The following is a 20126-nucleotide window of genomic DNA, read 5'->3' as shown; positions in this document are numbered from 1 at the left end:
AAAAAGTCAGGGAGGAGTACCGTGGGATACGGGATCCGCATGATGACCGTGGTGTTACTGGCCATCCTGGGCCTGCTGGGGCTGGGGTTGGTTGTAGTGGGGATGGCGACAATGGACGATTGCCCGTCCCGTTCCGATTGTCTGGCCTGGCGGATGCTGGGCGTTATCATCTGGTTGCCCACGTCACTGGCGTTGCTGGTCACCGCGCTGTGGCTTTGGCGCTGGCCCTCCTGGTGGGCGCTGACGCCACTGCTGTTGCCGTTGTTGCTGATGGTTTTCTTCGTGGCGGGCTGACCCTCAGCGGCGCGGCCAAACATCTTGGGCATGAGGAACTGGTGAGCCGCCGTCGTTATGAAACGCTCAGTATCGCCAACGACTGCCTTATCGCTATCTGGTTTCTACTGGGCAGTATCTTCTTTCTGTATCCCAGCATGGAAACACCGGCGGCCTGGTTGTCCTTGGTAGGCAGTTTCCAGTTCCTGATCCGGCCCACGATCCGCCTGTGCGGCCATATGCATCTGCAACGTTTGCCCGGCAATCAGTGGGAAGAATGAGGTGGTGAGGTGTCGCGGGCCGGTGGGTAAAGAGAGAACCCGGAGGCAATAGTTTGTAACCTCATATTGTGCGGTCTTGGCATGGTCGTGGTTTTGTAGAATCGTCGGCAGAGGCTCTCCCGGGGACTGTGGGCGTGATGCCGTGTGGCCCGGCGGAAAGCGCCCTGGTCCAGTACGATGGAGCTGACGGATGGAACAGAAAACCAGGGAGCAGGGATGTGATGGTGAAAACAGCACTTCTTTTCTCGGTAATCGCGCTTCTGAGTTCGCCTGTTCAGGCCACCAGACCGCCTCCCGGGGGCGGCGCGTGGCCAGTGTGTGATCGGCTGGAAATGAGTTTCTTTATTGTGGCCTCGCTACGTTATGAGGAAGATCGGTCGCTGGAATGGGTGTTGAAGGAACTCGACAAGGAAAATACGGAGTCGCCGGAGGAGCGCGGGCTGTTCGAGAAGATGGTCCGCCGGGTTTACGAACTGCCCGCCAATCCTGAATATCTGACCGGTGAGGGCGAGGATGTGACGGCGGAGGCTTTGGTCGGTGACATCCTTGACGAATGCGGACAAAAATTCCCGTAGTGCCCCGGAGGTGGGGTCTAAGGGCTGAAGCTCGTAAACGGAATGACCACAAAGGATGAGGATGCCATGAGCCTGAACCCCGTACCCCGCTGGCCGCTTGCTTCGATGGTGCTCATGGCACTGGCCGGAGCGCTGGCGGGTGGCGCCGTGATGGCCTTCGTGGCGATGTTACTGGGGGCCTTGAGTGGCTCCTGGATAGCGGTGGGTATTCTGTTGGGGGTATTGGGGACACTGGGAGCTCTGACCGGATTCGCCATTGTTCTTTTAGTGCTGATCCGGGACCGGGTGACGGCCAGCGAACAACGAATCCGGGCATTGCTGGCGTCCGTGGAGCAAGGATCGCCGCCCGCAGAGTCCATGGCCGAGGACAGCGCTCCGCCCCTCTCGCGACCCGCCCCTCCGCCACCAGCGCAGGTGCGGACGTCTGGTGCCACCGCCGACTCGCCTCACAGGGTAGCGGCGCCTGAGCAGGCGATTACGCCGCCGCCCCGGGCTCCGGCCGCGCCCTCGCCATTTTTCCGCTTCTTGCGACGCGCCAGGGCCTGGCTGAAAGGAGGCAACACCATCGCCCGCGTTGGTGTTCTGGTGCTGTTCATTGGCGCCGCGCTGCTGGCCAAATACGCCGCGGAAAGCGGGCTGTTTCCCCTGGAAGTGCGGCTGGCCGCGGTGGGGCTGCTCGGAATCGGCTTGCTGGGATTGGGCTGGTGGCTGCGCGAGCGGCACCTTGGTTACGCATTGAGCCTGCAAGGCGGCGGCGTGGCCATACTGTATCTGACCCTGTACGCCGCTTTCCGCCTGTTCGGACTGCTGCCCGCCGGTCTGGCCTTCATGTTGATGGTGGTGGTGGCGCTGGCCGCGGCGGTATTGGCGGTGGCGCAGAACGCTTTGGTGTTGGCGGTGATCGGGTTCGCCGGCGGTTTCGTGGCGCCGCTACTGACATCCAGCGGTGGGGGCAGCCACATTGCTTTGTTCAGCTACTACACGGTTCTCAACCTGGGGGTGTTCGCGGTGGCCTGGTTCCGTGCCTGGCGGCCGCTCAATCTTGTGGGCTTTCTGTTTACTTTCGGCGTCAGTGCGCTATGGCGCGGAGGCGGCTATTCGCCGGCTGATCTGGTCAGCACCGACGGCTTTCTGATCCTGTTCTTCCTGATGTACGTGGCGGTGGCGCTGTTGTTCGCCCGGCGTCAGAACACCAGGCGAATGGATTATGTGTCCGGTACCCTGGTATTCGGTTTGCCGGTGGTGGTGTTTACACTGCATGGCTCGCTGGTGGCGGATATTGAATACGGGCTGGCCTGGAGCGCGCTGGCGTTCGCCGTTTTCTATCTGGCGCTGGCGTTGCTTCTGTTCCGTCTGAAGGGGCAGACCTGGCGTTTGTTGGCGGAGGCGTTTGCCGCCCTGGGGGTTATTTTTGCGAGCTTGACGGTACCCCTGGCCCTGTCCGGAGGCGCCACGGCCGCGATCTGGGCCGTGGAAGGGGCCGGGCTGTTGTGGTTGGGCGCTCGCCAGAGCCGGCGTCTGGCCCGTGCCTTCGGCGTGCTGCTACAAGTGCTGGCGGCGGGGCAATTGCTTCACGCCATGCCGGACTACCTCACTCCCACCATACCGGTCTTCAATCGTTTGTTCATGGCAGCGTTCGGATTGGCCGTGGCCGGTTATTCGAGCGGCTTGTTTTTATTCCGCCTGGGGCAGGCACGGGCCTCCTACGAGCGGGGCGCTGCCCAGGTGATGCTGGCCTGGGCCATATTCTGGGCGCTGTTCGCCGGTTTCGCCGATACCGGCGAATACGCTCCCGCCCATGGCGAGGCGGGTTGGCTGCTGTTGGTGCCGACCCTGATCATCATGCTGTTGGCGGTGCTGGGAAAGCGGCTGCGCTGGAACGCGAGCTATCTGGTCGCGCCCTTGCTGGGGGCGGTTTTTGTCGCCATCGCCAGCGGGTCGTTGCTGGCATTCCCTCACCCGCTGGATCGGGGCGCCTGGTGGGGATGGCCGGTTCTGTGGCTGACGTTCCACGGAACCCTGTGGTGGCGTGATCGTGAGGATGACGTGTTGCTTCCAGGTCTGACGCCCTGGTTGCATGCGCTGGGTATGTGGGCTCTGGCCCTGGTGCTGATGCCGGAGCTTGCCTGGCGTATTGACGGGGCGCTTGATGGCGTCTGGCCGGTGCTCGGTTGGGGATTGGTCCCGGCGGCGTTGTTGGTGCTGGCGGCTCGCGCACCGGAATACTGGCCCTGGCGAGGACATGCGCGGGCCTATCGTTGGCAAGGAGGCGTGCCGCTGGGGGTGGTGGCGGCGTGTTGGCTGGTCTGGGTCAACCTTGCCAGTGATGGAAACGCTGCTCCGCTGCCTTATTGGCCTCTGCTCAATCCGCTGGATATCAGCGTGGCCCTGGTCATGTTGTGCGGCATCGGCTGGTGGTGGGCCACGGCGGAGCGGTATCGGCTCCGTGGTGTTCCGGTGCTGGTGGCGTTGACTTTCCTGTGGTTGAGTGCCGCTCTGGTACGCGCTTTGCACCACGGGCTGGGGACGCCGTTGGACGCTGCCGGGATGGTGCAATCGACTACCGTGCAGATGGCGCTGTCCCTGTTCTGGGCCTTGCTGGGGCTGGCCGCCATGATCTCCGCTACCCGTCGTGGCTGGCGCTCCGTCTGGATTCTTGGCGTGGCGTTGCTGGGGGTTGTGGTGGTGAAACTGTTTCTCATCGATATGGCGGGCACGGAAACCCTGGCCCGTATCGTGTCCTTCCTGGGCGTGGGATTGATACTGCTGGTGGTGGGCTATTTTTCGCCGTTGCCACCTCGAGCAAAGGAGTCTGCCTGATGCGTGCATGGAATCCTGTATGGAAGCTTGTGTGGAGTCCTGCTTGGAGAGCGGCCTGTTTTATCATGGCCTTGGGATTCAGTCTCGGGTCCGGCGCGGCACCGATGCCGGATGATTTCGCCGAAGGGATTCCCATCGTGCCGGTACGCGAAGGGCGTGCCTATCAACTGCCGTTGCCGGAGCCGGTGTATGGTGTCAGTACCCGCGCCGATTTTGGCGACTTGAGACTGTTCAGCCGCGCCGGTGACGTGGTGCAACATGCGTTCTGCCACCCTCGGGATCAGCATCAGGAGAATACGGTGTCCCATCCGGTGGTGCTGCATGGCCTGCCTCCGGGGCGTCGGCCCGATGAGCAGCTTGGCGGGCAGTTGGCCATCGATACCGCGGACGGCCTCAGCATGCGCTGGCAACGATCGGATCCGAACCAGGACATACCCGCCTCCGGCGCTTTCGAGTACATAGTGGATGCGCGCGAGGTGGAGCAACCGTTGAGCGGCATCCGGCTGGACTGGCAATGGCGCTCTCCGGAAGGGCGGGAAGAATTGCCAATACGGATCGCCGCCAGCGAGGATCTGGATCAATGGCATACAGTGGTGACGCGCACCACGCTATTACGGCTGGATGGCGAAAAGCTGGAAACCGCCGCCGTCGCCTTGCCGGAACAGCGTTATCGTTTCTTGCGCCTGATTCCCGAGGATGAACGCGCCAGGGACTGGTTGCGGCAGGCGCGAGTGTTGACCACACATACCGAAGTGGATGCGGTGCCGTTGATATGGAGCGAAGTGGAGCGGACAGGCTCAGGGGAAGGACCGCTTGAAAGCGTGTTCCGTAGCGCCCGTCCGGCGTTTGCCCGACAGTGGCGTCTGACTTTGCCGGGGCCGAACCGGGTTCTCAGCGTCCGCCTCAGTTCCCGTGCCGATGACACCGCCGCCTGGCGCGAGCGCTATCTGGGCTCCGTTGCTTCCGCTGCCGGCAGCGGTGAAATCGAAGCGCGGAACATGACACCGACCACGGACCCGTTATGGCGGGTGCAAGTGTTGTCCGGAGGTGAGTCGTTGGCGGGAGAGCCGGTATCGTTGCACCTGGGGTACCCGCCGCTACAACTGGGCTTCCTGGCCCAGGGTGAAGGGCCTTTCCTGCTCGCCTACGGCAGCCGCCGGGTGCCTCCCGCTCAGGTGTTGGACTGTGACGCGCTGGGGGTGGAGCCGGCACCGGCGCGGGCGGAGATGGAGCAGCGGCGAGAACTGGGCGGGAAGGCGGTCTTGCAACCACTGCCGGAACCGATACCCGCACGGCGTATCGTGTTGTGGGGCGTCCTGATCCTCGGTGCGGTCCTGGTGGTCGTCATGGCGGTGGGTTTGCTGCGCAAATTGGATAACCGTTAACCGCGATATCACTTATGCCTCAGGCGCGGCGCGGGTCAATTGCTGAAGTGCACGGGACGGGTGCCCCCCCGCGGATTCTTCCAGGAGCCCCGGAGGGTGCCGTTGTGATCCGGTTCCAGCAGAAAGCGCCCCTGGCCGTCCGGCCCGATCAACTCCAGGGGAGTTGTCAGCTGCCCTTCAAGGGGCAGTAGAGAGCGGTTATCGGATATCGAGTAGGCGGCCTGGTCGGCATCGGGGCCCATGCCGATAATCAGGCTGATCATTTCCCCCTGATGAACTCGTCCCCGATAGGCGCCGGGATGAGGGGAGGTTCGTTGGGGGAGGGGACAGAACGAATCCGGTTCATGTTCAAACAGACAGTGGCCGTAGTCGTTCAGCCAGGGCTTCAGCGCTTCGCCGGAGTAACTCACGGACAGCTGTCCCAAATCGTTCAGGGCGCGGACCACCCTGGGAAACGGGCAATCGCGTGTCAGTATCAACCGCCCTGGTTCCAGGACCATGGTGTCCGCGGCGTTTTCATCGTTGAGTATTGCTTCCAGACACTGAGAGTAATAGTCGCGTCGCGATGCCTTCTCGTCATCATTGAGAAAGTCCATTGTCTCGTTCGCCAGCGCGGCCATGAGCATGGGCTTCCATTGTCGGCGCACGTCCTGATTCAGTGCTTGCCGTCCTTCGTTGCTGAACAGATCATCCAGGGTCAACGGCAGGCCAGTGGCGCTGTCGAAGCTGTAGGCCCAGGTAAAGGGGGTGGGATAGCCGCCGGAATGGTTGCCATGGAGAGTGAGTGAAACAAAGGCGGAAGTATTGGCGAGGACGGTGTAATCCAGGCTGGTGATACCGTGGGAGTCGCCCGGGGTGGGCCAGACTTTTTCGAACAAGATGCGGTCCTGAACCGGCAGCTGATTGAGAGCGGTGGCCTGGAGCCAGGTGTTGATCCGCCATGTGACCTGCCAGATATTGCAGCGCGCGGTCGGTCCGCAGGAAGAGCCCGCGATCCAGGGGAAACGAAAGGGCGTCTCGAGATCAGGATGGGTGGCGGTGATCGTCGCAACGGACAACCGTGGCCGCCAAGGCGCTTCCGGAGCGGCGGAAAGAGTGGATGCGGTAGCCAGGACAAGGGTCAGAATCAGCCCCCGCGAAATCCCGAAACGCGCGGTGCGGCGTTGGTCAGGGCGTTTTGATCTGACAGCAGGCAAGCGCTTCGACTTCAAGGGTGTACAAGCCATTTTTCCACCTGTCATCCGAGTCGCGAATGATAAGCTCATAGTCACCGGGGGCTCTGAAAAAGACGTCCAATTTTTCGTTGGTATCGTCACCACTGTCGATCGACTGGTAGTGGCTGCCCTGATCGACCATAAGATACGCGCTGAAATCGTCGGAACCGAATCGGATTCGGTATTGGCCGATGGTATCGACACGAAGCGTATGAGTTGTTTTGAACCCCTGCAGCCAGCCCTTGATGGCGGCGCCGGGCACCAGCGGATCAACGATCTCCAGTTCGATGGTCTTGAGGCTCACGTGGTATCGTCCCAGCGCGCGGCTTGAATTGCTACCCACCGCCAGGAGATAAGAACCGCTTTCTTCAATTTTGTAACTCAGCTGTCCATGGTAGCTGTGCTGGGCGGTTTCGCTCTGGTCGTTCTTTTCATGCCTGAGCAGTTTGCCGTTGGGAGCGAACAAAGAGAGATAACTGTTCGGCTCACCGGTGATATCGAACCGGGCCACCTGATCCGCTTCCAGGTCGACACGATAGAGATGGTAATAACTGCCGTCGTTGAAGTTTCTCGGGGCATCGGCGGTCAAGGTGTCCTCAATGCCTTCTCCGGGTTCCAGAGGGCGCGGTGTGTCCGCCATGGCTTCCGGAGGCTGGAAGATGGCGAGCATCAGCCACGTCAGGCTCAAGCACCAGAGAGGCCCGAGGTGGTAAGTCGTCCTTGTGACTTTCTTGGGGCGAATGACCATGTCTTCGGTCCTTGTTCGATTGCATTGAGGCGCTGTCGCGGAGATCAGCGCCGACGCTTCCGAGAAGATTCCAGTAAAAAGGTATTCAGACTTTGAGCGTGCCTGCTCAGTTTGGCGAAGTTCCAGACGAAGTCGCCCCACATATTCATCACATGCTCGCGGTCACGGGTGGTCACGATCAGCTTGTTGGGCCGGATGGGCAGCGCTCTGTAGCTGAGGGTATTGTCCTGAACGGTGATTCGCTCTATCCGCGCAACGGGAATGTCGTAGAGCAACCCATTGCGGTCGGATGACAGCGTCAGGCGGCCGTTCTTGCAAAGTAGCCGCTTGCCGTCGTCAAAGAGGCGGTGCGCTAGCCAGAGCAATGCCGTGACAACGGGGAGCGGCCAGGCCAGGAACAGATCCAAGCCGTTGAGGGATGTGTCGGTATAGAGCGCCAAGCCGATAACAATGATGGTGCTCAGAATAAAGCCGCCGCAACCGCCCAATGCGACAAAAAAAACCAGCCGCCAGAAGCCCGCGTAATACCAGGAAAACTCAGGGCACGCTTTGGAGGCCGGGTGACCAGGGGTCATGGCTCAAAACGGATAGCATGGCGGGAGCTATAGAAGTCTTCCAGTGCTTCGGTGCGCTTCTCTCTGTAGTTCATATAGTAGACCACGTGGGTTTGGCCTAGCCGGACGTAGCGTGCCAGATGCCAGTTTTGTTTGGACTCAAACACCAGCCCGCTGTCGTCGGCGACCAGGATGCTTTGATCTCCGGCCACTTTGTCGGCATCGAATACGAAGCCGTCGTCATCGCGCATATAAATGCCGCCGGATGGACGTTCGAACTCCGATTCCCCTGGTTTCAGGGCGCCTTCCACTCCAATGTAGTCGCTTTCCCCATCGCCGCTTTCGAAAATCATGTTTGGCCCGAGGGAAAGCACGAAATAGCCACCTCCGGACCAGCGTTCGGCCGTGTAATTCAGAGGCAGATTCATTTTCGCGCCCTCGAACAGGGAGACCGATTGCGCCGGCGAGAACAGTCCGAGGGTGTTGTTCATGTAATCATCAACGTTGGCGGTATCGCCGGGGTTGGTGGGGCGGGCGCTGTTGGCGAGAACAGCGAATCGTTTGGTTTCATCGGAGCTTTTCAGGGTGCGGGTGGTGATCAGCAGGGTCCGCCCCTGGTTTAATGGCACGGTTCGGTACAGGTCATAGCCGGCGAGATAGGCCTCATCCCCGGCTTCGTCGTACTCGATGAAGGCGTCGACAAACAGGCCGTCCTGTTCATGGAGGCGATGGGTTCCGGGCCAGCGGTTTTCTTCCGCGACCTCCTCCGGAGGCGCGCCCTTGATCGTCAACGTCAAGTCCGGATTCACCTGATTGAACAAGGGTTGGTCGGCCCCCGGGTCGGCCAGACTGAACAAGAACCAGCGCGTCGGGCTCTCCTGGTGGATATAAAAGCCGCTATTCCCCGGTGGCAAGTCCAGACTAAAGGCGTCGGGGAAAACAACGGTCTCGTTGTCGTCATCCTGAGTGGGAATGTCTATGTCGGCGTGTTTTTTCGCCACCTCCCGTTTCATCGTCTCGATATGCTGGTGGCGCTCGTTCAAGGCACTTTGGAACGCCGCTTCGTCAGCCAACGGTTGGGGTTTTACGAAGAAAATGTTCTCACGGCCATCGGACATCAGCAGCTTTAGTTGGCCGTCCAGCAGCTTCGCCGTCAGTTTCGTTTTCAAACGCTTCATGCGCTTGTCGTCCGGCTCGGGCAGCAGGGCGAGTGGCTTGTCCGGTTCTTTGGCGTCATAGGCAACCAGACTTCCGTCTTCGTCGTCATGGACGAAGAAGCTGGACTTGCCGAGTCCCGCCAGGGAGAGGGGGGATAGCATGGCGGTTTCGAGGACGAACTTGGTGTCGTCGGGGCCTCGCACTTGCCAATAGCTTTTTTCCGCCAGGACGATGCCCGGTGCCGTGATTAATGCCGCCAGCAGACAGAGACGGGTCGCGGTTTCAGTATTCGTGGTCGTCATCATGGAAACTCGGCAATGCGGGGTCGTAGTACCGTGCGAGGGTGCCACCCCGCCCGCCTTCGGGGCGCTCATCGTCCGACCATCGGGCCGCGGGGGCGCACAGACACTCGTTCTCAATGGCCAGTCGCACGGCGCCATCCGGTACACGCCAGAAATAAACCTTGCCGCGGAAATCCTCTTTGCTTGCGGTGGCGGGGCCGTAGTCGTCCTCGAATCTGGCCTTGAGGGCCATGATCTGATCGTCGTCGAAGGCGCCCATCGCCACTTCCCCTTTTACACCATCGGCGTTGCCGATGCGGGAGGTAACGATATACAAGGTGTTGTCTTCATCGGTCAGAAAGGACGGCGCCCGCAGTGGAATATCGTGGAAGTAGACATTGGGGAGGGCCGTTTCCGCTTCCCAGTCAATGGTGAAGGCGGTTTGCAGAACATCCCGGGCCTGATATTTCTCGCCGAACAGAAGAACCTCAAAATTTCTGATCTTGTCGGAGGGGATCTGCGTGTAGGGGATGCTGGTTTTATCGAGGGCCTGGGCGATGGCGGTGCCGCTGTCCAGTTCAGCCAGATCCAGCCGGGGGGCACGATCCGCGCAGCCGCTCATTGCCAGTATCGACCCCAGATAAAAGCACACGGGCCGGAGCAGGTCTCCGTTGATACTCATGAGTACATCCTTTGCAGTTTTATTGGCATGGTGATCCTGCCATGCATGGTTAAAGTATAGGCAGCCCTTGTTTAGCCCGCAAAAAACCACCCCGGGGATAGGCTATCAACGCAACAGCCCCCGTTTCGCGCCGGCCACGGTCAGCGCCATCTGTCGCGGCAGCCAGGGCATGCGACACATCAACGGAAAGGCAACGTCACGTAACGCCGGAATCCACTTCCCATGGGATTGGAAGAACGGCGTCAGCCAGCGACTCATGTTCTGGTAGAAGCGGATTGAGCCGGCCCGGCGCCGCTGGAAACCGGCCCACACCTGGGGCCATTGATCCGCCTCCGCCATCGCCTGGCCCAGAGCCTGGGCATCCAGCAGCGCCATGGTGCCGCCCTGACCCAGTTGCGGGCTCATGGCATGGGCGGCGTCACCAATGATGCCCAGCCGGCCCTCGCCCCAATGGCTCAGAATCACATCACGATAGGTGGCCTGGAGCAGGTCCCTGGAAGAAGACAAATGGGCCAGCAGTGGCGTCAGGTCCGGCCAGAACGCGGCGGTCTCTTGTTTCCACTGCTCGAACGGATGGGCGCCATCGCGCCAGTGGGGCATATCGGCCACCGGCAGGCTCCAGAAAAAGCTCAGCAGCGGGGTGCCGGGGGCGTCAGGAGTGCGGCCGGTAGGCAAAACCCCGGCCATGCGGTGGGCGCCCTCGTAGCACTGGCGCAGCCAGGCGCCGTCGAAGCCGGCCTCCATTGGCATAATCGCCCACAGTGCGCCCCACGGGTATTGGCGGTCATAGCGCACCCAGTCGGCGGGGCGCAAATGGCTGTTGCTGCCATTGGCGATCAACGCCGCGTCGAAGCGGTGCTCGCCCTGGTGGACGCCGGCGCCCACGACCACCGTGACGCCCTGAGGATCGTGGCGCAGGGCGTCCACCCGGCTGCCCAGCCAGCGTTGATGGGCGTAGGCGTTCAGACTGTCGCTCAGAACGTGGCACAGGCTGGCCCGGTGTACACCGAGGCCTTGCATTCCCGAACCCAGCAAGTGATAGCGGGTATCCATCAGCACCCGTCCGGATCGGGTCACCCCATGGAGCCCATCCATCGGGGCCCCCAGTTCGGCAAGGGCCTGATAACAACCCAGTTGCCGAAGAACCGACAGGCCGGTGGGCTGCAGTAAAATGCCGGCTCCCACCGGCGCCAGTGCCGGCGCCTGCTCCAGCAAGGTGACCTGATGCCCCTGGGCGGCCAATACCCGGGCGCTGGCCAGTCCGGCGGTGCCGGCGCCGATAATGGCGATGGATTGCGATTTCACGGATAACGTTCCCCCGGTAACCAGCCTGACATTATACGCACCCGGCGGCCCCATGCAGGGGCCTGTCTGGCATTGAAACCGTGCCTGTGCCATGATTTTGGCCGTCATCAAGGATGTAAGAGCCCCAGGACAGGCTCTGAGACTGAATGGAGTCAGACCATGCCCCCCTTTGACGAGCTGCGGGACCTGTTGGCGTCCACGCTGTCGCTGAAAGACCATCGCCGTCTTTATCGCTTTGTCCTCGACGACGACGCTACCCCCTTGCTGGTGGAACGCTGGTGCGGTGATGAAGCCCTGTCCGCGCATCCGGTGTGGTGGGTGGATGTCCTCACCGGTAATGCCCAGTGCCCGCTGGGCGAGTGGTTGGGCCGTAAGGCAACCCTGTTCACCCGTCTCGGCGATGGCAGTGAAACGCCCCGCACTGGCCTGGTGGAAGAAGTGGCCCTGCTCGGTGCCGATGGCGGTCTGGCCCGCTACCGCTTCACCCTGAGGCCCTGGAGCTGGCAGCTCAGCCACGGCCGTCATAGTCAAGTATTCCAGGGCAGGAGCGTGGTCGATATCATCGGCGCCGTATTCGAGCGTTACGGTGAGCGGGCCAGTTGGCGGCAACGGGATGACGTGGCGCCTTTCCTGCGGACCGTCAGGCCGCGCAGCTACTGCACTCAGTACCGGGAAATGGACGGCGACTTTGTTCGGCGTCTGCTCGCTGAGGAAGGTCTGGGGTTCCGTCTGGTCGAAGCCCAGGATGCGGCCGCCGGCCATCACCTGGAACTGTTCGCCGACAGCCGCCTGTTACCGGAAGATGCCACCTCCGAGGCCCAGGGCGGCGTGCTGGTCCATCGCGGTGATGCCAGCGAGGAAGGCGATGGCTTGCACCGTCTGGGTCGCCGCCGCCGCGCCGGGGCTCAGCGACTGACACTGCTCAGCGAGGACTACAAAACCCGTCAGGCCACCCCGGTACAAGTGACGCTCGCCGCCGGTGGTGAGCGCGACCGGCCGGTGGAACAATACGACAGCGTGGGGCAGTACGCCTGGAAAGACACGGACGAAGCCCGCCATTACGCCGAATTACGTGCGGCCCACGCCGAAAGCGTGCGTGATTACTGGCAAGGCGAAGGCGCCGTGCGCACCTGCCGCGCGGCAGCCGCCGCAAGGGCTGGCGGTGCCGGAGGCCTTGCTGCTGACCCGGGTCCGGCACCTGGGCATCAACAATCTGCCGGCCACGGCCCAGGAGCAGGTGGCGCACACCCTGGGAGACGCACCTCCCTGGCCCGACGCCCAGGCCGAAGAGGCCAGCGAGCGTCTGGCGGAACGGGCCGCGCACCTGGGTTACGCGAACCTTTTTGAGGCCCAGGATCAGCGACGTCCCTGGCGGCCCCAGGCCACCGATGAGCAGGGCCGCTGGCGTGGCCGCCCGGTGGCGCGGGGGTATCAGACCGCCCTGGTAGTGGGACCGGAAGGTGAGCCCCGGGTGAGCGGCGGCGAAGAGGTGTTCAGTGACGGCCTCGGGCGGGTCAAAGTGCGTTTCCATTGGCAGCGTGGTGATAGCGTGGATGATCGCGGTAGCTGTTGGCTCCGGGTGGGCCAATGGCAGGCAGGCCCCGGCGCCGGCGTACAGTTCGTGCCGCGCATTGGCCAGGAAGTGATGGTGGGTTTCATTGGCGGTGACATCGATCGGCCGGTGATTCTCGGCGCGCTTTATAACGGCCAGGGCGAAGGCGGTATCGCGCCGACACCTGGCGGAACCGGGGCGGGAGAGAGCAGCACGGAGGTTTTCGCCCACGCCCACGATCAGGCCGCCAGCGCCCGTGCCAATCGCGGCGGCGGTGCCGCGCCGCCCTGGCATGGCGCCAGTCCCGATACCGCCGGCCACGGTAACGCCGCCGCCTTGTGGGGTGTGCAGTCCAAGGAGTGGGGCGGAGACGGCTACAACCGGCTGGTGTTCGACGACAGTGACGACCAGCTGCGGTTGCAACTGGCCAGCAGCCATGGCGACAGTCAGCTCAATCTCGGCCACCTGATCCACCAGGCTGGGAACTATCGCGGCAGCTTCCGGGGTGAAGGGGTGGAATTGAGGACCGATGAATGGGGGGCGGTCCGGGCCGAGCAGGGATTGTGGCTCAGTGCCTGGGGGCGGGATGATCCCGACGCGCCCGCCGGTGATATGGAAGAAGCCGCCGCTCTGCTCGATCATCTGCGGCAACTCGGACAAACCCTGTCCCAGGCCTGTGCCCGTCACGGCACGCCGGTGCTGGCCGCCGCCGAAGGCTCCGACCGATCCGGCGCCTCCTGGCTGATCGATCAGGAAGCGCCTCTGAACGCCTTCTACACAAGCACTTCAACCCGGGTGACCGGCGCCGATTGCGGCGCGGCTCTGGGAGAAGCGTCCCAGCACAATACCGATGGCGGTAATGACCGGGTGCCTCACAGCAGCCACGCCTTGCTGGGATTGACGGCCCCCGCCGGCATCGGGTTGCTGGCGGGCCAGAGCCTGACCTGGAGTAGCGCCGAAACCCTCGCCCTGGCCAGCGGCCAGGACAGCAATCTGGCGGTGGGCGGTGATTTGCGCCTGCACAGCGGCCAGTCCCTGGGGCTGCTGGCCGCCGCCGAGAACACCGATGGTGACGCCCTGACCCTGGTCAGCGCCGAAGGGGAGGTCCGCTTCGAAGCCCAGCATGAACGCCTGCGCGTGCAAAGCCGTGATGACCTCAACATCACCAGCGCCAACGGCCCGCTGGAACTGGCCGCCGGGCAGTCCCTGCACCTGGCCACCAGCGCCGGTGCCCGGCTGACCCTGGAAGGCGGCGACCTGATCGTCAGTTGCCCCGGCGAAATCAAGGTGGAAGCCGGCAAGAAGTCGTTCCTGGGGGGCACCCAATTAAGCCGGGAAATGAACAGCTGGCCAAGTAACCAATTTAACAAGAAAGTGCGTGTCAGCATGCCCAGTGGTGCTCCGGCGAAGAACTACCGCTACGAAATAGTGCGCGCCGACGGCGCCAGAATACAGGGCGTGACCGATGCGGATGGCTGGGCCGAGGTGCAGAGTGCGAATGCGCTTGAAAAATACAGCATGCGTCTTCTTGGCCCGGACAAAGGCTGATGTCCGGAGGGGGCGGCAAGGGAGGCGGAATGCGCGGAGGAGCCGTGACTAGAACCCTTTTTTCGCTGGCATTGGCTGCCCTGGCTTTGATATCGATCGGTTGTGATTCACCCGGGAACGACACAAAGGATTACGCGCTTATGAACCAGATCCCCCTGACCGCCGAGTGTGTCGGGTATATGCGTATCGGATTGCCGGACAAAGGGCGCCGAGCCTGGAGCGCAACGGTGGATGGTGCCGGATTGGCGCTTTTGAAAGGGCTCGACCGAACGGCCTTCGACACCTACGTGGAAAGTAGAAAAGAGAAGTTTGCCGCGTTGCCTCATAACGTCGAACCCAACCGTCTGGTAACGTTCCGTTCGTTCGGAGACAAAGGCACTATCCTGCTGTACAGGGAGGATGCGTTCCAAACGGAAGTGGTGGAGATGGAGCGCTACCTCTGGGTGGGGAGCGATGAAGGAGCGGGGAGGGGGTATTTTCTCGATTCAGGCTCTCACTTCGGAAAGGTGGAGCAGGACCTGGAAAGTTTCTCCCGGGTGTTCGCGAAATTTTCCTTGCGACAACCCGGGGAATCCACCTCGAACGGGTTCTGCATCGATGGTGCTTCTCTCGCCGATGATGGTATTGATGTGGCGGCGGACGTGACGGTGTCCCTTCCTGGACAGCCGGGTTGGGACCTGTATGTGAGCTACGCGAAACTGGGTAGTCCTCATGACGTTCAGGACACGGAAGGCCTGGACGAACGCCTTGCTACCGCGACCGGCAGTCTGGAGCTGGAGCAAGAGAAGTACCGGCGTCAGGCTGAAGCCTACCCGGGTATTGGAAAAGAGCCGGATTACCCGAAGCATTTCGAGGTGCTGAGGAAAGGCAGCCGTGAGCTGGCCGGGGTGAAAGGAGGGGAAGCGGCTTGGAAGAAAGAGCTGAATAATGGGGGCGTGCTCTACACTTTTCTTTGGATGGATGAGTCGCTATCAGGTCAGAGCGCGATGGTGGAGATGAACACCAGGGACGAGGAACAGACGGCGTCATCGGAAGAACGGATGTTCGCACTGTGGGATGCCGTGCTGGCGTCCGTGGAATTTCGCGGGCATTGACGGCTGCATGCTGATTTGTACTGAAAACAGGGAATGTTGAGTATGGTAAAAACGCGTCGGGTTCATACTTCTCTGGATGAGGATGGCGTAACGTCATCGTCCCATTCCATGTCCTCCGCATCGGATGACACCGCCGATGAGGTGGTGGCGCCTCCGGCCGTGGCCGTACCCATTGTCTTTTTACCCGGTGTCATGGGATCCAACCTGCGCGCCAAGCGGGATATCCAGTTGAATGCCGTGGTCAGGGGGAAGCCGGTCAGACGGCAACTGGCCCGGGCGGGGGATCGCGTTTGGGACGTGGATAAGGCGGTCAAGATCAGCCTGAGCGAAGGGCCCCTGGACTGGCTGGGGAGGGGGGCCGCGGAACGACAGCTTTTGCTGAACCGTGAAAATGTGGAAGTTGATGATGGAGGGCTGATCGCCGAAGGGCAGAATCATCACCCGGGTGCGATGGGATCCGTCCATTCGACGCCTTCAGGACGAACGGAGCTCTCTGAATTGCCGCTGGCGAAAGCGCGTGCGCGCGGCTGGGGACAGATTAGCTGGTACTCGTACGGACCATTCGTGGACTGGCTCGAGGAACAGTTGAATGGTGGGGCCATGGAAGCCGGCAGCCCCAATGCGGTGTTAAATGAACTGCTGCAACTATGTGGTGCCGTTCCTCCGGGCACCGCGGGTAACGTCAGTGCCCTGCAGGAAGACCAGGTCAGGAAACTGCTCGATATTTATTTCCCCGTCCATGCCCTGGGCTACAACTGGCTTAATTCCAACCTGGATTCTGGTGAGGAGGTCGCACAGGGAATTGAAGCCATCATCCGGCGGTATCAGGAACACCACACTTGTGAAAAAGTGATCGTGGTGACCCATTCCATGGGAGGGCTGGTGGCCCGCGCGGCATCGGAGGCCTCCGGCGCCAGAGACAAGATTCTTGCCGTTATTCACGGTGTCATGCCCACCGATGGCGCGGCCTTGTTCTACAAGCGACTCGTCGGCGGCGGGTTTGGTGAAGGTGAAGGCTTCAAGGGTAAGGCCATGGGATATATGACGGCCCAGGTCCTGGGGGCGACGGCACAGGAAACCACCCCGGTTCTGGGGCATGCCCCCGGCCCGTTGGAGCTGGCTCCCAACCAACTATACAACGGCGGGCGTCCCTGGCTGTTCATCAAAGCCGCCGCCGGGGGCACCCTGAAAAGCCTGCCGGAGTCGGGAAACCCCTATAACGATATCTATCGGGCAGGCAGGGAATGGTGGCGGGCCATCAATCCGGATTGGCTGAATCCCGCCCAAGTGTCGGATTCACTGGCCAATCATGTCAAAGCGCTGGCCAAGGCGCAGGGCTACCACGCCACACTGGGAAATACCGGCTTCCATCCCCAAACCTATGCCCACTATGGGCGTGACGGCGGGCAAAAAATCTGGGGCACGATAACCTGGACGGCGACCGCCATGGAGGCCATGCGGGGTGGCCCGGGCAATCTCGCCCAGGCTTGGCAAAAACGCCCGGCGCAACCGATCGCGGGTGATCCCGCCGGGTGGTCGGTGACGTATCAGTGGGGCGGCCGGCCAACTCGCAGTGTGGATGACGGGCTCAATGAACAGGTCCGGTGCGAAATTATGCCCGCCGCCGACCCGGGTGATGGTACCGTGCCCGCTGATGAGGGGGCCGCCGGTGTGTCCAGGGCCAACCCAAAGGTCCTTTGCGTGACGGCAGGACACGACCACCAGGGCAGTTACGGTAGCGATGATGTCCGTCACTTCGTCATCGACGCGGTCGCCCGCGCGGTGGTTTCCGTCACCGTGTGATCACCGACCTCCGAATCGACTCAATAATCCCGCTGCCGTGGTCCGAACCGCGGAGCTTCCTTGTTGAAGTTGGCGTTCATTGCCTCTCGCTGATTACGGCTGCGCAGCAGTTTGAATTGCAGCCGGGATTCGCGCAGAAATGCCTGTTCCTCCGGGGCATTCCAGGTGTCATGGAACAGCGCCTTGGCGGCACTGATCGCATCTGGCGACCGTTCCAGCAGCGCGCCGGCCAGTTCCCGGGCGGCCTGCTCGGGCGTCTCGGACACCCGGGTGACCAGGTGCAAACGTTCCGCTTCACGGGCGTCGAAGCGGCGGCCGGTCATGGTCAGTTCCTTGGCCACGTCCAGAGGTAGCAATTCGCGCAGGGTAACGGTGCCGGTCATGTCCGGGATCAGTCCCCATTTGATTTCCATTACCGAGAATTCGCAATCCGGCGTGGCGATACGGAAGTCCGCGGCCAGCGCCAGTTGCAGGCCGCCGCCGTAGCAGTAGCCATGCGTTACCGCGATGACCGGCATGGGTAATTGCCGCCAGGCCCAGCAGGCTTGCTGGAACAGATTGGTTTTCTTGATGCCGAAGCGGGTGAAGGCAAGCAGCATCTTCATCGGGGTCTTGGTGACGCGGCCAAAATCCAGGCCGGCGCAGAACGCTTTGCCATCCCCCTTCAGAATGACCACCCGCACCTGGCGGTTCTTCCTCAGTTTTTTCGCGCAATCGACCAGGGCCTGAAGCATCTCCAGATCCAGGCCGTTGTATTTTTCCGCCCGTGTCAGGGTGACGGTGGCGATGTGATCGGCGATATCAAGGGTCAGACGATCCCGAAAAGTGTCAGTCATGATAGTGCTCTCCTGTCGCGGGTCAGTGGCCGGGGGCAGGGATGCAGGAGGCTTCCATCATCTCCCATCGTTTGCCATCGCCAAGCCGTTCCAACCAGCAGCGTTGGTTATTGAGCAACAGCCGGAAAGTCTCCGGCCGTCGCGGGTCCCGGCCATTGAGTGGTGGACGTCTCAGGTCCCGGTGTTGGGCGCGCTCGATCACCAGCAGACTGTCCCGCGTGAGCGCGTCATCGGCCAGCAGAACGGGGCCGTTGGCGGACAGGGCGGTACGGATTTTTTCCCGCAGTTCCAGCCGGCCCGCTTCCGTGCCGGACAGCAGCGCCGGGGTATCGCCGTCCGCCGGTTGCGACTGGCAGGCGCCGAGCAGTACCAGAAGGCCGAGCGTTGCTGCTGTTTTTGCCGGGCTCATGGTGTCACCGGGTCGGGGTCATTATGCGGTTTTCCCGCCATGGGGCTTTGTGGACGCGGCCATCAACGGCGGGCGGCGCGGCCAACGATCGGCGGTGTAAGGTATGGCGGCTTGTCGACGGTGGGCAGTATCCATTGTCGATGTAGTGCAGAGCCGAGGACAAGCGTGCTTCATCGACGTCGCCCAGATCATGATCGTAATCGTCCGCCACCTGACAGCCCCGCACGCCGGCCTGGCCGTCGTCGGTGCCGGGAACGAAGCCGTCCGGGTAATCGCCGAACCCCTGGGCATTGACGCCCTGGAACTGGATTGTGAAATAGGTGGTGCCGCAATTGTCCGTGGGATAGAAGCCGTAGGGCTTGCCACAGGTGCGGTTGCCAATCTGGATCACTTCCACACCGATGCCGCGTAACCCGTTGATGATGGACTCACTGGCGGAGCAGGTGGTGGCGCCGGTAAGCACAAACACCCGAGAAAGGTTCAGATTGGGCAACGGTTCGTTGGCCGGAACCGAGAAGCCCAGCGTGGTGTTGTAGAATGGCGTCGGAGCCAGGGGCTGACCGGTGACCGGGTTGGTCGTCGGGTGCTGATCGTTAAACCGGGCGATCTCGAAGCTCTGACCGGCGGTCCGTTCAGGGCCGGCGATCATGTAAGCCAGTTGACTGGCCAGCGCCAGGTAACCACCGCCGTTGTAGCGCAGATCCAAAACCAGGTCGTCGATACCATTGCCTTGGCTGAGCTGCGCCACGGCGTCCCGCAGGGCCCCCTCCGCGGTGGCGATATGGTCGTTGAACAGCATGTAGCCCACCTGTGTGCCGCCAGTGCTGGTCAGGACCCGTACCCGCTGCACCGGTTCGGAGGTGACGGTTCCCGCGCTGAGAGTGAGGGTCTGCCGCGTGCCACCCGGATATTCGAACTCCAACCTGTGTTGCTCGCCGTTCTCGCCAGGGTAAAGCCCGGCGTTCAGCGTATCGATGTCGTTGCTCGACACCATGCTGACGCCGTCGACGGACAAAAGCCGGGTGCCACGTGGTGGCAAATCGGAGCGGTCTTGCTGGTCATGATAGGCCACCCGCACGTCCCGGGGCGGGAGAGACTCGATGATCACCCATTGCAGGCCGTAACCCACGGCCACGCCGGATTGGGATTGCGCGTTCCATTCGCCGCTGGGCATGGCGAAATGGAATTGGTCCTTCGGCGCACCGCTGGCGGTGATGGCTTCGGTTTTCAGCAGGTCGAAGTAAGCGAGCGACTCATCATGGTTGGCGGGATTGCGATCCTGGATCTCGTCGTACCAGAGGTAGGTTTCGTGGCTCCAGGAGCGTAGCCAGTTGTTTTCATCCAGCACCGAGCCCGCCACATCGGGGTACTGGCTGCCAGTGCGTGGTCTCAGGCACTGATTGGCGAATTGCCTGGCGTCGGCGAACTGCCCGGCTTGCCAGGTGGGCGCGGGAGTACTTGAGCCGCCACCCCCGCCCCCACCGCATGCGCAGAGAAGGGCGAGGGCGGACAGGAGCAGGGTGTGGCGAAAACCATCCATGGTAATTTCCTTGTTATCGCGTTGTTGTTCGGGCGCCGGGGCGGTCCTTCCCAGGCCGCAGCGTAAGC

General features: G+C 62.1%; 18 protein-coding genes. 9 read left to right on the top strand and 9 right to left on the bottom strand.

All coding sequences use genetic code 11. The features are described from left to right. The first annotated feature begins 21 nt into the window (after positions 1–21). From A6D6_RS02395 to A6D6_RS02375, 5 genes are all read left to right on the top strand, one after another. The gene (locus A6D6_RS02395) at positions 22–294 is read left to right on the top strand and encodes a hypothetical protein (RefSeq protein ID WP_133492403.1); all 273 of its coding nucleotides are present in this window, start codon (positions 22–24) and stop codon (positions 292–294) included. A 41-nt stretch (positions 295–335) separates the two neighbouring features. After that, positions 336–554 (top strand): YrhK family protein, encoded by a 219-nt coding sequence (locus A6D6_RS02390; protein ID WP_236563949.1) that lies wholly within the window; start codon positions 336–338, stop codon positions 552–554. A gap of 218 nt (positions 555–772) precedes the next feature. Continuing rightward, positions 773–1129, top strand: a complete 357-nt coding sequence (locus A6D6_RS02385) for a hypothetical protein (RefSeq protein WP_159659815.1) — start codon at positions 773–775, stop codon at positions 1127–1129. A gap of 66 nt (positions 1130–1195) precedes the next feature. After that, positions 1196–3949 carry a DUF2339 domain-containing protein gene (locus A6D6_RS02380; protein ID WP_159659814.1) on the top strand — a complete coding sequence of 918 codons (2754 nt, stop codon included), beginning with the start codon at positions 1196–1198 and terminating at the stop codon, positions 3947–3949. A gap of 65 nt (positions 3950–4014) precedes the next feature. Next, entirely contained in the window at positions 4015–5334 is a 1320-nt protein-coding gene (locus tag A6D6_RS02375) for a DUF3999 domain-containing protein (protein WP_159659813.1), read from the top strand. A gap of 35 nt (positions 5335–5369) precedes the next feature. Here the strand turns inward: A6D6_RS02375 and A6D6_RS02370 are convergent, their stop codons facing one another. The 6 genes from A6D6_RS02370 to A6D6_RS02345 form a co-directional block, all read right to left on the bottom strand. Continuing rightward, positions 5370–6392: a hypothetical protein gene (locus tag A6D6_RS02370; protein WP_159659812.1), complete on the bottom strand. Its 1023-nt coding sequence runs from the start codon at positions 6390–6392 to the stop codon at positions 5370–5372. 109 nt (positions 6393–6501) lie between these two features. Continuing rightward, entirely contained in the window at positions 6502–7296 is a 795-nt protein-coding gene (locus A6D6_RS02365; protein WP_159659811.1) for a hypothetical protein, read from the bottom strand. 44 nt (positions 7297–7340) lie between these two features. Continuing rightward, positions 7341–7871, bottom strand: a complete 531-nt coding sequence (locus A6D6_RS02360; protein WP_159659810.1) for a hypothetical protein — start codon at positions 7869–7871, stop codon at positions 7341–7343. Further along, positions 7868–9313 (bottom strand): hypothetical protein, encoded by a 1446-nt coding sequence (locus A6D6_RS02355; RefSeq protein WP_159659809.1) that lies wholly within the window; start codon positions 9311–9313, stop codon positions 7868–7870. The genes A6D6_RS02360 and A6D6_RS02355 overlap by 4 nt, the downstream gene beginning before the upstream one ends. Further along, a complete protein-coding gene (locus tag A6D6_RS02350; protein WP_159659808.1) occupies positions 9291–9971 on the bottom strand; it encodes a hypothetical protein in 681 nt (226 codons plus the stop codon). Before A6D6_RS02350 ends, A6D6_RS02355 begins: the two co-directional genes overlap by 23 nt. Positions 9972–10076: 105 nt before the next feature. After that, positions 10077–11276, bottom strand: coding sequence for an FAD-dependent oxidoreductase (locus A6D6_RS02345; protein ID WP_159659807.1), 1200 nt, complete (start codon positions 11274–11276; stop codon positions 10077–10079). A gap of 159 nt (positions 11277–11435) precedes the next feature. Here A6D6_RS02345 and A6D6_RS21785 point away from each other — a divergent pair, with 159 nt between their 5' ends. The 4 genes from A6D6_RS21785 (at position 11436) to A6D6_RS02325 (ending at position 17273) form a co-directional block, all read left to right on the top strand. Further along, positions 11436–12623, top strand: a complete 1188-nt coding sequence (locus A6D6_RS21785) for a type VI secretion system Vgr family protein (RefSeq protein ID WP_159659806.1) — start codon at positions 11436–11438, stop codon at positions 12621–12623. Continuing rightward, positions 12514–14376 carry a type VI secretion system Vgr family protein gene (locus tag A6D6_RS02335; protein WP_369412806.1) on the top strand — a complete coding sequence of 621 codons (1863 nt, stop codon included), beginning with the start codon at positions 12514–12516 and terminating at the stop codon, positions 14374–14376. The genes A6D6_RS21785 and A6D6_RS02335 overlap by 110 nt, the downstream gene beginning before the upstream one ends. 44 nt (positions 14377–14420) lie before the next feature. Further along, on the top strand, positions 14421–15470 hold the full coding sequence (locus A6D6_RS02330; RefSeq protein ID WP_159659804.1) for a T6SS immunity protein Tli4 family protein: 1050 nt from the start codon (positions 14421–14423) through the stop codon (positions 15468–15470). A 375-nt stretch (positions 15471–15845) separates the two neighbouring features. Further along, entirely contained in the window at positions 15846–17273 is a 1428-nt protein-coding gene (locus tag A6D6_RS02325) for an esterase/lipase family protein (RefSeq protein ID WP_159659803.1), read from the top strand. Positions 17274–17293: 20 nt separating this feature from the next. On the opposite strand, the gene A6D6_RS02320 is transcribed toward A6D6_RS02325, so the two are convergent. Genes A6D6_RS02320 through A6D6_RS02310 form a run of 3 tightly spaced genes read right to left on the bottom strand, consistent with a single transcriptional unit; the run spans position 17294 to position 20058 of the window. Continuing rightward, on the bottom strand, positions 17294–18109 hold the full coding sequence (locus A6D6_RS02320) for a crotonase/enoyl-CoA hydratase family protein (protein ID WP_159659802.1): 816 nt from the start codon (positions 18107–18109) through the stop codon (positions 17294–17296). 22 nt (positions 18110–18131) lie between these two features. After that, positions 18132–18518, bottom strand: a complete 387-nt coding sequence (locus tag A6D6_RS02315) for a hypothetical protein (protein WP_133492417.1) — start codon at positions 18516–18518, stop codon at positions 18132–18134. 4 nt (positions 18519–18522) lie between these two features. Then, positions 18523–20058 (bottom strand): S41 family peptidase, encoded by a 1536-nt coding sequence (locus tag A6D6_RS02310; RefSeq protein WP_159659801.1) that lies wholly within the window; start codon positions 20056–20058, stop codon positions 18523–18525. Positions 20059–20126 lie beyond the last annotated feature (68 nt).

Origin of the sequence: Alcanivorax xiamenensis (assembly GCF_009846745.1) — a bacterium.
Lineage (GTDB): Bacteria > Pseudomonadota > Gammaproteobacteria > Pseudomonadales > Alcanivoracaceae > Alloalcanivorax > Alloalcanivorax xiamenensis.
Note: the sequence above shows the minus strand (reverse complement) of the source record. Positions and strands in the feature narration are given on the sequence as shown.